This window comes from Actinoplanes siamensis, assembly GCF_016862395.1.
GTDB classification, from domain to species: domain Bacteria; phylum Actinomycetota; class Actinomycetes; order Mycobacteriales; family Micromonosporaceae; genus Actinoplanes; species Actinoplanes siamensis.
This window is the reverse complement of sequence record NZ_BOMW01000011.1, coordinates 1-13,174: the sequence shown is the minus strand read 5'-3', so window position 1 is coordinate 13,174 and position 13,174 is coordinate 1. Positions and strand designations below refer to the sequence as shown.

Genomic DNA, 13,174 nt, shown 5'->3' with positions numbered 1-13,174 from the left:
CCCGTCGAGTCGAATGCTTCCACTGCCTGAATCTGCCGCCCACTGCGGGAGAATCCATTCAGTCAATTTTTGTACGCACTTTCACCCCGTACAAAATGGAATGGTCATTCGTTTTCGGGGTATCCGGCCCGGTTCGGCTTTCCCGCGGGTGGTCGTCGCGTCGCAGCGGAATCGAGCCACGCGGATATCCGTTTGCCGGCCCGGTTCCCGGGATATTCGCCGGTGGTGACACCCCAGAACCGCTGGCGGGCGATGAGCGTCGCCCTGGTCGCCGGCTTCATGACCCTGCTCGACGTCAGCATCGTTAACGTGGCCCTGCCCTCGATCCGGTCGGACCTGGACCTCGGCTCGGGTGAGCTGCAGTGGGTGCTGTCCGGTTACGCGCTGACGTTCGGTCTGCTGCTCGTCCCGGCCGGGCGGTACGGCGACGCCCGCGGCCGGCGCAACATCTTCATGCTCGGCCTCGCGTTGTTCACCCTCTCCAGCGCCGCCGCCGGCCTGGCCACCGGCTCGCTCTGGCTGATCGTCGCCCGGCTGGTCCAGGGCGCCGCCGCCGGCATGGTGAACCCGCAGGTCTCCGGCCTGATCCAGCAGTTGTTCCGGCCGGAGGAGCGCGGCAGGCCGTTCGGGCTGCTGGGCGCCACGATCGGCGTCTCCACAGCGGTCGGCCCGCTGCTCGGCGGCCTGCTGATCCAGGGGTTCGGCGCCGAGCAGGGCTGGCGCTGGATCTTCTACATCAACGTGCCGATCGGGCTGGTGGCCATCGCGCTCGGGCACCGCTGGATCCCGGTCCGGCCGCGGGAGCGGCGCGATCACGAGAGCCTGGATCCGGTGGGCGTGGCGCTGCTCGGGGCCGGCGTGTTCCTGCTGCTGCTGCCGCTGGTGCAGGAGCGCGAGTGGCCGGGCGCGGGCAAGTGGCTGCTGGTGGTCGCCGGGGTCGCGGTGCTCGCCGGGTTCTGGGTGTGGGAACGGCGCTTCGGCCGGCACGCCACCTCGGTGATCGATCTCGGACTGTTCCGGGTGCGGTCGTACGCGTTGGGCGCCCTGGTCGGTGTGCTCTACTTCGGCGGCTTCACGTCGATCTTCTTCACCTACACGCTGTTCCTGCAGAACGGGCTGCACTACTCCGCGCTGCAGGCCGGCCTGGCGATCACGCCGTTCGCGCTGGGCTCTGCGGTCACCGCGGCGGTCGGCGGGCGCAAGGTCACCCGCACCGGCCGGTCGCTGGTGGTCGCCGGCCTGGCCACGGTCGCGGTCGGCCTGGCCGGCACGGTCCTGGTCCTGCACTTCGTCGACGGGTCCGCGGCCGGGTGGGCCACTGTCGTCCCGCTGCTGGTCGCCGGCCTGGGCAGTGGCCTGGTGATCAGTCCCAACCAGACGCTGACGCTCAGCGAGGTCCCGGTGCGACGGGCCGGCAGCGCGGCCGCGGTGCTGCAGACCGGCCAGCGCATCGGCACCGCGATCGGCATCGCCGGCGTGGGCGCGGTCTTCTTCAACCGGCTCGCGCACCACGGCGGGGACTGGGGGCTCGCGTTCCGTACCTCCCTCTCGGTCACCATCGCCTTCGTCGTCGCCGCGCTGATCGCGGCGATCACCGACGTGCTCGCGTCCCGCCACCGGGCCGGCCGGGCACCGGCGCAGTCACCACAGCGAACCGCCTCCTGACGGCCCGGACCGTCAGGCGGACTCCCGCACCAGTTCGTCGGCGAGCTCCGATCAGACCCGCCGCGCCGGGGCGGCCGCCGGTCTCCCGCGCGCCCAGCCGGCCCGGCGACCAGGTCAGCTCGGTGTCGCCGGCGCGGACCCGCACCCGGAACTCGGACGCGGCACGGATGAGGCCCAGCACCTCCACCGGCGAGATCTCCGGCGCGGCCGGGTGGCCGGCGCAGCCGCACGGTCGTCCCGGGGTGTGGGGTTGTTCGACCCGGGACCTGGGAGTGGCTGGATGGACGGTCAGCGCAGCATCGCGGTGCAGATGCCGGAGGTGGCTATTCCGGTGGCGGCACAGCCGATCAACAGGCCGGTGCCGAAACGCCGGGTCGAGGCGGAGGCCAGCAGCAGGCCACCGACGGCGAGGAGCAGCGGCAGCCAGATCCACATCAGCCAGGCGCCCGACGCGGGCCAGCGCTCCGAGAAGGCGGATCGGTCCAGCGCGAACAGGAACGACGCGCAGGTGGCGACCGGGCCGAGGACCGCTCCGGTGACCACGCCGAGGATCAGGCGCGGGTCGCGGCGCGAGGTGGGCGGTCCCAGCACGCTCAGGACGGCCGCGGCGCCGGCACTTTCGGTCAGGACGAGCACGTAGCCCGCGGGGTCGTGGGCCACCACGGTCCGGCCGGATCCGGTGTAGGTGTCGTCGACCTGGCAGCCACCCCGCCTCCAGACGTCGCCGGCCGTCGCGAACAGGTCCGTGCCGGGCGGCGCCTCGCGGATCCGGACGTCGCGGCGCGGCCGCCGCGTGCCGGGCGGGTCGGCGAACATCCCAGCCGGTGGCGGGACCGGCTGCGGTGACAAGGGCGGGGGAGACTGCGGTGGCGGGCCCTGCGGCGGGACCGGCTGCGGTGGGACCTCCGGCGGAGCGGGCGACGGCGGAGCGGGCGACGGCGGAGCGGGCGACGGCGGAGCGGGCGACGGCGGAGCGGGCGACGGCGGGAACGGTGGCGGCGGGAACGGTGGCGGGGCCGGCTGGGGTGGGATCGGCTCGACCGCGGCCGGGGGAACGCCGCACGCCCGCAGGGTCGCTTCGAGCCGCTGGTCGAGGCCGCGCCACGAGTCGGTCGGATTCATGGGTACGCCTTCGGCCGGATCGTCGAGCCCACGACGATCATGTTATAGCGTGAAACGGTGCAAATTGGCCTTCTCCCGGCGGGGGCGCATGACCTCTTCACCGGTGCGGGGCTCGTCGTGGCCGGCGCGGTGTTCGCCCACGAGGTGCGCCGCCGCGACCGGTCCGACCCGCGGCTGTGGTATCTGGTCGCCGGGGCGCTCGTCGGCGGGCTGCTGGGCAGCCGGCTCGCCGGGTGGGCGCGGGACCTGCGCCCCGCCCCGCACGCGAGCCTCGCCGAGCAGTGGCTGCACGGCGGCCGCAGCGTCCTGTCCGGGCTCGCCGGCGCGTATCTGGGGGTCCTCGTCGCCAAGCGGCTCTGCGGGTACCGGCGGCGATCGGGCGACCTGTTCGCGCCCGCGGTCGCGGCCGGGCTGGCGGTGGGCCGGATCGGCTGCCTGTGCACCGAGCGGCCGGGCACGCCGACCGGCACGTCCTGGGGGGTGACGCTGACCGCGGCCGACGCCGCCCGCTTCCCCGGGACGCCGGGCGGGGTGCCGCTGCACCCGTCGTACGCGTACGAAATCGTCTTCCATCTTCTGGCCCTGACCTCGCTGATCGCCCTGCGCGAGCGGATCAGCCGGCCGGACGCCCTCTTCACCGGGTTTCTCGCCGCGTATGCGGCGTTCCGGTTCGCTGTCGAGTTCGTCCGCGGCAACGAAATCGCCGTGGCCGGCCTGACCCGGCCGCAGCTCTTCCTGCTGGGCTGCCTGCCGCTGCTCGGCTGGCGGCTGCGCGCCCTGGCGACCACCGGGGAGAACGCATGGGCGAGATGACCGGCATGCCGCTGCGCGGCGACCGGATCCACCGGTACGTCAACGCGTTCTGCCCGCACTGCCACGCCGAGGACCCCGGGCGGGACCTGGCCGCGGTGCCCCGGCTCTCCGGATGGCTGGCGATCCGCGACGACCGGGTGTGGCTGGAGCGCGGCTGCCCCCGGCACGGCCTGGTCCGCACCCTCTACGACGAGGACCCGGCGATCCTGGCCTACCTGGAGCAGTGGACCGCACCCACCAAGCGTCACGTGCCCGACCGGGCCGGCAACTTCGCGCCGGTGCCCGCGGCCTACCTGGACGGGCTGCCGGAAATGCAGACCCAGCACACCTGCATCCTGCTCACCGACCTCACCGACGGCTGCAACCTGCGCTGCCCCACCTGCTTCACCGAGTCGGCGCCCGGCGCCGGGGAGCCGGTGCCGGTGGCTGACGTGCTGGCCGGCATCGACGCCCGCCTGGACCGGGAGAACGGCCGCCTGGACGTGCTGATGCTCTCCGGCGGCGAGCCGACGCTCCACCCCGGCCTGCCGGAACTGCTCGCCGAGGTGGCGGCCCGGCCCATCGTGCGGGTGCTGATCAACACCAACGGGCTGACCGTCGCCCGCGACGACGCGCTGCTCGAGCTGATCGCGAGCCACCGGGAGCGGGCCGAGGTCTACCTCCAGTACGACGGGGTGTCCGGCCACGCCCACCGGCACCATCGCGGCGCCGACCTCACCCGGCAGAAGGAGCGGGCGATCGAGCGGCTCTCGGCGGCCGGGGTGTTCACCACGCTCACCATGACCGCGGCGCTCGGGGTCAACGACGGCGAGATCGGGGCCGTGATCGACCGGGCGCTGGAGACGCCGTACGTCGGCGGGGTCACCGTCCAGCCGCAGTTCGGCTCCGGCCGCTCCGGGCCGATCGACTGGACCGACCGGCTGACCCACACCGGGGTACTGGCCCGGCTCGGGCCGCAGACCGGCGGCCGGGTGACCTGGCGCGATCTGACCGCCCTGCCCTGCTCGCACCCGCACTGCTGCTCGGTCGGCTACCTGCTGCGCGACGACGGCGGGCGGTGGCGTTCGCTGACCTCGCTGATCGGGCCCGGGAAGCTGCTGTCGCTGCTGGCCGAGGCGCCGGAGACGGTGGCCAACCGGATCGCCGACGCGGACCTGCCCGCCGAGCTTCGCCGGGCCGTGCGGGAGTCGGTGCTCGGGCTGCTCTCCGAGCAGTCGTCGCTGTCGCACCCGCGGATCGGCGATCTGTGGCGTGACATCTGTACCGGCTGTGACCTGGGCATCGGCACACTCGCGGCGCTGGTGGCGCCGGGTGGACGCCACCGGCTGCGCGGGCTGCTCGCCGAGCGGGTCAAGCGGATCACCGTGAAGCCGTTCATGGACGTCGCCACCATGATCGAGGAGCGGCTGCTGCAGTGCTGCGTGCACGTGAGCACCCGGCGCGTCGCTCCGGACACCGGCACCGGACCCGCCGCCCGGGACGCGGGCGGCGGGCGTGCCGGTGGGGAGCAGTGCGCGCCGTTCTGCGCGGTGCAGGCCTGGCCCGCCCTGGCCGGCCAGCGCCTGGCCCGGAGCCCGGGATGAGCACGCCGCCGGACCCGCTGCGGCTCTGCGTGTACGCCACGGTGGCGGCCCTGGCCTGGCTGGCCGGGCCGCTGGCCGTGGTGTTCTTCGCCGGGCTCGGTCTGGCCGGCTACCTGCGGGCCCGCCGGCTCGGGCTGCGGCGATCGTCCTGCCTGCTGCGGGACGTGCGGTTGGTGATCGGTTATCTGCTGGTCATCCTGCTGGCCGGTCTCGTGGGAGCCGGCCGGCAGGTGGGCGGCTGGCTCTGAGATCCGCACAGATCTGAATCTCTCGATGTGACGGACAGTTCCGCGACAGATGCCCGAACGAGGAGTGACTGTGTTTACACTCCGGTGATGGGAGCGCTCCCAGACGACCATACGGAGGTGCTTGGTGCGTTACGGACACTTCGACGACCGGACCCGCGAGTACGTCATCGAGCGGCCGGACACCCCGCTGCCCTGGATCAACTATCTCGGCACCGAGGAGTACTTCGGACTGATCTCCAACACCGCGGGCGGATACTCCTTCTACCGCGACGCCCGGCTGCGCCGGCTGACCCGCTACCGCTACAACAACGCCCCGCTCGACGTCGGTGGCCGCTACCTCTACCTGCGCGACGACGCGACCGGCGACTACTGGTCGCCGTCCTGGCAGCCGACCCGGCGGGACCTGGACGACTACGAGTGCCGGCACGGACTGTCGTACACCCGGATCGCCTCCGCCCGGCGCGGCATCCGCGCCGAGACGCTCTACTTCGTGCCCCTCGGCGAGACCCTCGAGGTCTGGCGGGCCACCGTGACCAACGAGCGGGACACCCCCGCCGAGCTCTCGCTCTTCTCCGCCGTGGAGTTCTGCCTCTGGGACGCCCAGGACGACGCGACGAACTTCCAGCGCAACTTCTCCACCGGCCAGGTCGAGGTCGACGGCGGCGTCATCTACCACAAGACCGAGTACCGGGAACGGCGCGACCACTTCGCGTACTTCGCCTGCTCGCAGATGCCGGACGGCTTCGACACCCAGCGCGAGGCGTTCCTCGGCGCCTACCGCGGCTGGGATCGCCCGGCCGCCGTCGAGCGCGGCGCCGCGTCCGGCTCGGTCGCGCACGGCTGGTCGCCGATCGGCAGCCATCACGTCCGGCTCTCGCTGGGGCCCGGCGAGTCCCGCGAGGTGATCTTCGTGCTGGGATACGCGGAGAACCCGCGCGGCGACAAGTTCGACCCGCCCGGTTCGCAGACGCTGAACAAGCGGCACGTCCGGCCGGTCGTCGAGCACTGGCTGCGCCCGGAGACCGTGGCCAAGGGTTTCGCCGCCCTCACCGCACACTGGGACCGGCTGCTGGGAGCGCTACGGGTGAGCACCCCGGACACCGACACCGACCGGATGGTCAACATCTGGAACGCCTATCAGTGCCTGGTCACCTTCAACCTGAGCCGGTCGGCGTCATCCTTCGAGTCAGGCATCGGGCGGGGCATGGGCTTCCGCGACTCCAACCAGGACCTGCTCGGCTTCGTGCACATCCTCCCGGAACGCGCCCGCGAGCGGATCCTGGACATCGCGGCCACCCAGATGGCCACCGGCGGCGCGTACCACCAGTACCAGCCGCTGACCAAGCGCGGCAACAACGACATCGGCGACGGATTCAACGACGATCCGCTCTGGCTGGTCCTGGGCGTCTCCGCCTATCTCAAGGAGACCGGGGACCAGACCATCCTCGACGAGCCGGTGCCCTTCGACAACGAGCCCGGCAGCGAGGTCTCCCTCTACGAGCACCTGCGCCGATCCCTCCAGTACACGCTGGACCGGCTCGGCCCGCACGGGCTGCCGCTGATCGGCCGGGCCGACTGGAACGACTGCCTGAACCTCAACTGCTTCTCCGACACCTCCGGCGAGCCGTTCCAGACCACCCAGAACGCCACCGGCGGGCAGGCCGAGTCGGTCTTCATCGCCGGCCAGTTCGTGCTGGCCGCCAAGGAGCTGGCCGGCATCGCCGCACTGCGGGGCCGGCCGGAGGAGGAGGCCGAGTACCGGGCCGCGGCCGAGAAGATGACCGGCACGGTCACCGAGCACGGCTGGGACGGCGCCTGGTTCCGCCGCGCCTACGACTTCTACGGCTACCCGATCGGCTCCGGCGAGAACGACGAGGGGCAGATCTTCGTCGAGCCGCAGGGCATGTGCGTGCTGGCCGGGGTGGGCCGGGAGGACGGGCTGGCCGCCCGCGCGCTGGACAGCGTCGCCGAACGTCTGGCCACCCCGCACGGCATCGTCCTTCAGCAACCGGCGTACTCCAGCTACCGGATCGAGCTGGGCGAGATCTCCACTTACCCGCCCGGCTACAAGGAGAACGCCGGGATCTTCTGCCACACCAACCCGTGGATCATGATCGCCGAGGCCATCGTGGGCAACGGCGACCGGGCCTTCGACTACTACCGGCGCATCAACCCCTCGGCGCGGGAGCAGCTCAGCGAGGTGCACCGCTGCGAGCCGTACGTCTACGCCCAGATGATCGCCGGCCGTGACGCGCCGACCCACGGCGAGGCCAAGAACTCCTGGTTGACCGGCGCCGCGGCATGGAACTTCGTGGCCGTCACCCAGTGGATCCTCGGCCTGCGGCCGGAGCTTTCCGGGCTGCGCGTCGACCCGGTGCTGCCGGCCGCGTGGCCCGGCTTCACGGCCACCCGGGCCTACCGCGGCGCCACCTACGAGATCACCGTCCGCAAGCCGGCCGGGGCGACCGGGCGGGTGACCCGTCTGCTGGTCGACGGCGAACGGGTCGAGGGCACGCTGGTGCCGCCGGCGCCGGCCGGCGCGGTGGTACGCGTGGAGGCAGTGGTCGAAGGAGCGTGACAACCGTCCCGCCGCGCTCCGCGCCGAGCGCAGCACGACAACGGGAGCGCGGGCCGCGCCCGCAGGTGCACCGGATGCCGGCCCCGCCCCGTTGTCCTTCTGCGCTAGGCTCGCTCGCGTTCTACGGGGAGGCCGGCGCGTGAAGATGTTCGTCGTTCCACTGATCGCCGCGCGGAACTGGGCGACCACTGGGTCTCCGTCTCGCCGGAGGCGAAGTTCTTCGGCGACTTCGTCACCCGGGATTACCTCGCCGGCCTCGTGAAGCCGGCCGGCAGACCGTCGGTCGGCCCGTCCGCAACGATCGGCGGAGTGCCCACCGTCAGCGTGATGGCGGAAGACGTGACAGTTCACGTGGCGACCACCGGCGAGCCGCTCGTTACGCCCGGATGCCGGCGCCGGGATGTCGTCGGCGCCGCCGGCGAAAACCTGCGATCGCTCGCTCCGGTCGTACCCGCGGCCTCGCCGGCCTCCTCGGAGATCTTCAGGATCCGCAGGTCAGCTCGGCCGGGTCGGCGCCGTTGCGCGTGTCCGGACGGGCACGCCAGCGCCGCACCCGCGACCAGATGAAGTCGTCGTCGTCCACCGCGCCATACTGCCCGAGCGATAGCTGCATCACGCTGCCCACCGGGCCGTTCGTCACCTGATCCACGGCGGCATAGCCTGGGGGTGAAACGAGCGCAGGAGGACACATGGAGTCACGCACCGACCTCATCGAGGACTTGATGAGCCGCTTCCCGCACGTCCCGCGGGAAGCGGTGATCAAGGAGGATCTGCTGCGTGGCGGTCTGGCGTTCGACGACGCGGCGCTGACCGACAACGAGAACGGCGACGTCAAGCCCAAGTCGTACTTCATCTTCTCGTTCGACCACCGCACGCTGCCCGAGCTGGGCGAGGCCGCGCTGCGCCGCCCGCCGGAGGAGATCGTGCTCACCGGCGGCCCCTACGGTCTGCGCCGCACGGTCGTCTCGGTGCGGACCAACCCGTCCTCGCCGTACCGGGTGAAGCCGGACGCCGACGGCCGCCTGATGCTGTTCCTGGAGGGGCGGGCGATCGCTGAGGTGGGTCTGCCGCCGATGCCCGACTACTACCGGCACACCCTGGCCAACGGCAAGCAGGTGATGGAGGTCGCACCCTCGATCCAGTGGGGCTATCTGATCTACCTCACGGTCTTCCGCGTCTGTCAGTACTTCGGCGCCAAGGAGGAGTGCCAGTACTGCGACATCAACCACAACTGGCGCCAGCACAAGGCGGCCGGCCGGCCGTACACCGGGGTCAAGCCGGTCGACGAGGTTCTCGAAGCCCTCGCCATCATCGACCGGCACGACACGCTGAAGACATCCACGGCGTACACGCTGACCGGCGGCAGCGTCACCTCCCAGGTGGGCGGCAAGACCGAGGCCGACTTCTACGGGCAGTACGCCCAGGCCATCGAGGAGCGCTTCCCCGGCCGCTGGATCGGCAAGGTGGTGGCGCAGGCACTGCCGCGCGCCGACGTGCAGCGGTTCCACGACTACGGCATCCGGATCTACCACCCGAACTACGAGGTCTGGGACAAGCGGCTGTTCGAGCTCTACTGCCCCGGCAAGGAACGGTACGTCGGCCGCGAGGAGTGGCACCGCCGCATCCTGGAGTCGGCGGAGGTGTTCGGCCCGCGCAACGTCATCCCGAACTTCGTGGCCGGCATCGAGATGGCCGAGCCGTTCGGCTTCACCACGGTGGACGAGGCGATCGACTCGACGGCCGAGGGCCTGCAGTACTTCATGTCCCGGGGCATCACGCCGCGCTTCACCACCTGGTGTCCGGAACCGACCACACCGCTGGGCAAGACGAACCCGAACGGCGCCCCGCTGGAATACCACATCCGGCTGCTCGAGACGTACCGCGCCACGATGGAGGCCAACGGGCTGACCAGCCCGCCCGGCTACGGCCCGGCCGGCGCCGGCAAGGCGGTCTTCTCGGTCAGCTCCTTCATGGACAGCCTGCCCGCCGAGGAGTGATCGCCGCCCGGCGGCCGCTTCCGGACGGAAGCGGCCGCCGGGCGCCTCTCCGCGCGCCCGGCCGAGCCGTTCACCGAACTGACCGCCGCGGCCCGGGAGACCCGGGCGGACGCCGTGATCGTGGGACGGTCCGCCGGGATCCTGCACCGGATCGCCGGCTCGCTCGCGGTCAAACTGGTCCGCTGCGGGAAGTGGCCGGTCACCGTCGTACCGTGATCATCTCTGCGGGTTTTCCGATCCCACGCTCCTGAGCCGCAACCTCTTTGCCCTCAGGCAAGGGCTGCAACCCCGGTGAAACCCCCCGATTGAGGGGGGCACCACCGAACTGCAACCCCCGGAACGGCAGAGACCCCTGATGAAGAACTCCCGCCCCCGCGTCCGCACCGCTGTCCTGACCGCCTCGTTGCTGTTGGGTATGGGGCTTACCGCCACGCCGGCGCGCGCCGAGTCCGTCGCGCCGGACCTGAGCACGCGGATGTCCGCGGTGACCAGCGCCAAGACGATCAACTACTATCCGTCGGACGCCGGCTGGTCGGCCATGTGGACCAACTTCGACCCGGTCGCCATCGACGCGGACCTGGCCAAGGCGGCGAGCCTGGGCGCCAACGACGTACGGTTGATCGTCTTCCCGGACGCGTTCGGGTTCCCGACGCCGAAGACCGAGTACACCGAGCGGCTGAGCAAGTTCATCAGCATCGCCGACTCCCACGGGATGACCGTCAAGATGACCCTCTTCGACTGGTGGGAGGGATACGGCGACGTCACCCGCAGCATCGCGTGGGCAAAGGCTGTCGTCGAGCCGTACAAGGACGACCCCCGGGTGCTCGCCGTCGAGCTGAAGAACGAGTTCCGGCCGGACGACACCGCCGCGGTCGCCTGGGTCAAGCAGCTCATCCCGGCGATCCGGGAGGCCGCCCCGGCCATGCCGCTGACGCTCTCGGTCGACGGCGGCACCGGCGCGGCCGGGATGGCGAAGATCAAGGACGCCCTGGCGAGCACCCCGCTGGACTACTACGACTTCCACTTCTACGGCAGCTCGGAACGCTCGCTCGCGGAGATCCGCAAGGCGCAGGCAGCTGTCTCGCCGTCCCCGATCGTGATCGGCGAGACCGGCGTGAGCAGCAGCGCCACCAGCGAGGGCGAGCAGGCCGCCTACCTGGCCCGGGTGTTCCGCGCGGCGACCGAGGCGGGCGTCGGGTCGGTCGCGCCGTGGACGCTCAACGACTTCTCGGCCGGCGCCATCCCGTCCCAGTCGATCGTCTCCACGATCCCCGCGCAGTACACGTACGGGCTGTACCGCGCGGACGGCACCGCGAAGCTGGCCGCCTCGGTCGTGAGTACCGCGTGGACCACCGGCACCATGCCGAACAGCTACCTCAACCTGGGCTTCGAGGCTCCGCCGAACGAGCTGACCTGGAAGGCGAACCAGCCCGAGGCCGGGGTCGGCACGGTCGTCACCGACATGGCACGCAGCGGTTCGTACTCGCTGAGGTTCACCGGCACCACCCGCACCACCGCCGGGCTGCCGTCGATGCGCACCTCGCCGATCACCCCGGTGCAGCCCGGCTACCGGTGGCGGGCCGAAGCGTACGCCCGCGGTCTCAACGCCACAGGCATCACCGAGATCTCGCTGAGCTGGTTCGACGCGAACGGCAAGTGGATCAGCGAGAACACCTCGAACCGGCTGCCCGCCGGCAACACCAGCTGGACCAAGCTGGTCGTGGAGACCACCGCGCCGGCCGGCGCCGCCGCCGTGCAACTGCACCTGAAGTCGGCGGACAACACCGGCACCGTCTACTTCGACGACGTCGCGATCTCCTGAACGACGCGGTAAACGGCTCCGGCCAGGTCATCGCTCACGTAGATGGCCCGGTCGGGGCCCTGCACGGCCATCACCGGCCGCCCCCAGCGGTTGCCCTCGGAATCCTGGAAGCCGCCGAGCAGCGTCCGCTGCGGGCCGACGTTCCCGGCACTCCACGCGAAGAACGAAACCTCGGGCGCCCGCGGCGGCTGCCGGTTCCACGAGCCGTGGATCCCGACCAGAGCACCTTGGCCGTACGGCGGCGCGAGCCGGGCAAAACTCAGGCCGAGCGGCGCGGAGTGCGCTCCCATGCCCTGCTCGACCCGCGGCAGCTTGGAGCAGTCCAGCTTCGCGCCGTCCGGGTTCAGCTGGAAGTCGCGGTCCCAGGTGCGGTCGGTGTCCGGATTGCAGTACGGCCAGCCCAGGTCCCGCCCCTGCGTCAGCTTGGCCAGCGGTTCCAGCGGGTGGTCGTTGACGTAGCTCTGCTCGACCCGGCCGTCGGCCGGGTCGGCGATGTTGTCCCGGCTGTTGACGGCGGTCCAGACCGCGCCGTCCGGGGCGATCGCCAGCCCGGTTCCGTTGCGCACCCCGCGGGCGAAGGTGGCCGGCGTCCCGCCGCCGGGCGGCGCCTTCAGAATGGTGGCCCGTTCCGGGGTGGCGTCCCGGTCCTCGGCTGACACGTTGCCGGTCGAGCCGACCGAGACGTAGATCGTGCCGTCCGGGCCGACCGCCACGCTCTTCAGCGCGTGCGCGTAAGCGCCGCCCAGCTCGGCGCTCCTCGCGTCGGGCAGGCCACGGATCACCACCTTCCGGGCGGAGACCGCGCCACTCCGGTACGTGAACGTGTTCACCTGGTCACTTTCGGCCACGTAGAGCGTGTCTCTCCGGAACGCCAGGCCGTGCGGCTGGTTCAGTCCGGCGACCAGCGTGCGCTGCTCGCCCGGCGCGGGGCCGAGCGCGACCACGTCGCCGAACCTCGGGCGCGAGACGAGCAGGCGCCCGTCCGGCGCCCAGGCCAGCAGCCGGGCGCCGGGGACCGATGCCCAGAGCGAGACCGTCCAGCCCGCCGGGGCGTGGATCCGGTGGCTGGTGCCCTGGACCGCGGTGGCCACCAGGCCGCCGGCCGGTGGCGACGAGGACGCGGTGGTCGAGCACGCCGTCAGGGCGAGCGACAGGCCGCCGGCCAGCATCGCGCGGGAAACGGTCGTCACGAGGCGCTCTTACCCGCTTCCGCGTCCGGTAACCAGCCCCGCGTCGCCGCCCCGCCGCCGGCTCGCCCGCCGGACCACCGACAGTTGCTCCGGGCCTGCCGGACGGTGGGCCGCCGCTCGGGCGCCCGCCGGACGGTCCGCGCCGCTCCGGCGGTC

Annotated in this window: 10 protein-coding genes and 1 pseudogene; 8 read left to right on the top strand and 3 right to left on the bottom strand. The window is 71.9% G+C overall.

The window, feature by feature from the left end; all coding sequences use genetic code 11:
- Window positions 1–252: 252 nt before the first annotated feature.
- A complete protein-coding gene (locus Asi03nite_RS04800) occupies window positions 253–1,665 on the top strand; it encodes an MFS transporter (protein WP_203677182.1) in 1,413 nt (470 codons plus the stop codon).
- 288 nt (window positions 1,666–1,953) lie between these two features.
- Here Asi03nite_RS04800 and Asi03nite_RS04795 read toward each other — a convergent pair whose 3' ends face one another.
- Complete coding sequence (locus tag Asi03nite_RS04795; RefSeq protein WP_203677181.1) at window positions 1,954–2,514, bottom strand: hypothetical protein; 561 nt, start codon at window positions 2,512–2,514, stop codon at window positions 1,954–1,956.
- Window positions 2,515–2,844: 330 nt separating this feature from the next.
- On the opposite strand from Asi03nite_RS04795, the gene Asi03nite_RS04790 reads away from it, so the two are divergent.
- From Asi03nite_RS04790 to Asi03nite_RS04775, 4 genes are all read left to right on the top strand, one after another.
- Window positions 2,845–3,600, top strand: coding sequence for a prolipoprotein diacylglyceryl transferase (locus Asi03nite_RS04790; protein WP_203677180.1), 756 nt, complete (start codon window positions 2,845–2,847; stop codon window positions 3,598–3,600).
- Window positions 3,588–5,183 carry a radical SAM protein gene (locus Asi03nite_RS04785; RefSeq protein ID WP_203677179.1) on the top strand — a complete coding sequence of 532 codons (1,596 nt, stop codon included), beginning with the start codon at window positions 3,588–3,590 and terminating at the stop codon, window positions 5,181–5,183. Before Asi03nite_RS04790 ends, Asi03nite_RS04785 begins: the two co-directional genes overlap by 13 nt.
- Window positions 5,180–5,431 carry a hypothetical protein gene (locus Asi03nite_RS04780; RefSeq protein WP_203677178.1) on the top strand — a complete coding sequence of 84 codons (252 nt, stop codon included), beginning with the start codon at window positions 5,180–5,182 and terminating at the stop codon, window positions 5,429–5,431. The genes Asi03nite_RS04785 and Asi03nite_RS04780 overlap by 4 nt, the downstream gene beginning before the upstream one ends.
- A 124-nt stretch (window positions 5,432–5,555) precedes the next feature.
- The gene (locus tag Asi03nite_RS04775; protein ID WP_203677177.1) at window positions 5,556–8,009 is read left to right on the top strand and encodes a glycoside hydrolase family 94 protein; all 2,454 of its coding nucleotides are present in this window, start codon (window positions 5,556–5,558) and stop codon (window positions 8,007–8,009) included.
- A 481-nt stretch (window positions 8,010–8,490) separates the two neighbouring features.
- Here Asi03nite_RS04775 and Asi03nite_RS04770 read toward each other — a convergent pair whose 3' ends face one another.
- Entirely contained in the window at window positions 8,491–8,658 is a 168-nt protein-coding gene (locus Asi03nite_RS04770; protein ID WP_203677176.1) for a hypothetical protein, read from the bottom strand.
- 40 nt (window positions 8,659–8,698) lie between these two features.
- Between Asi03nite_RS04770 and Asi03nite_RS04765 the strand changes: the two genes are divergently transcribed.
- The 3 genes and pseudogenes from Asi03nite_RS04765 (at window position 8,699) to Asi03nite_RS04755 (ending at window position 11,828) form a co-directional block, all read left to right on the top strand.
- A complete protein-coding gene (locus Asi03nite_RS04765; RefSeq protein WP_203677175.1) occupies window positions 8,699–10,006 on the top strand; it encodes a radical SAM protein in 1,308 nt (435 codons plus the stop codon).
- Window positions 10,007–10,078: 72 nt separating this feature from the next.
- Window positions 10,079–10,222: pseudogene (locus Asi03nite_RS04760) on the top strand (universal stress protein); the annotation flags it as partial.
- Window positions 10,223–10,361: 139 nt separating this feature from the next.
- Window positions 10,362–11,828: a cellulase family glycosylhydrolase gene (locus Asi03nite_RS04755; RefSeq protein WP_203677174.1), complete on the top strand. Its 1,467-nt coding sequence runs from the start codon at window positions 10,362–10,364 to the stop codon at window positions 11,826–11,828.
- Here the strand turns inward: Asi03nite_RS04755 and Asi03nite_RS04750 are convergent.
- Window positions 11,801–13,018, bottom strand: coding sequence for a PQQ-dependent sugar dehydrogenase (locus Asi03nite_RS04750; protein ID WP_203677173.1), 1,218 nt, complete (start codon window positions 13,016–13,018; stop codon window positions 11,801–11,803). The two genes, Asi03nite_RS04755 and Asi03nite_RS04750, sit on opposite strands and share 28 nt — an antisense overlap.
- Window positions 13,019–13,174: the final 156 nt, after the last annotated feature.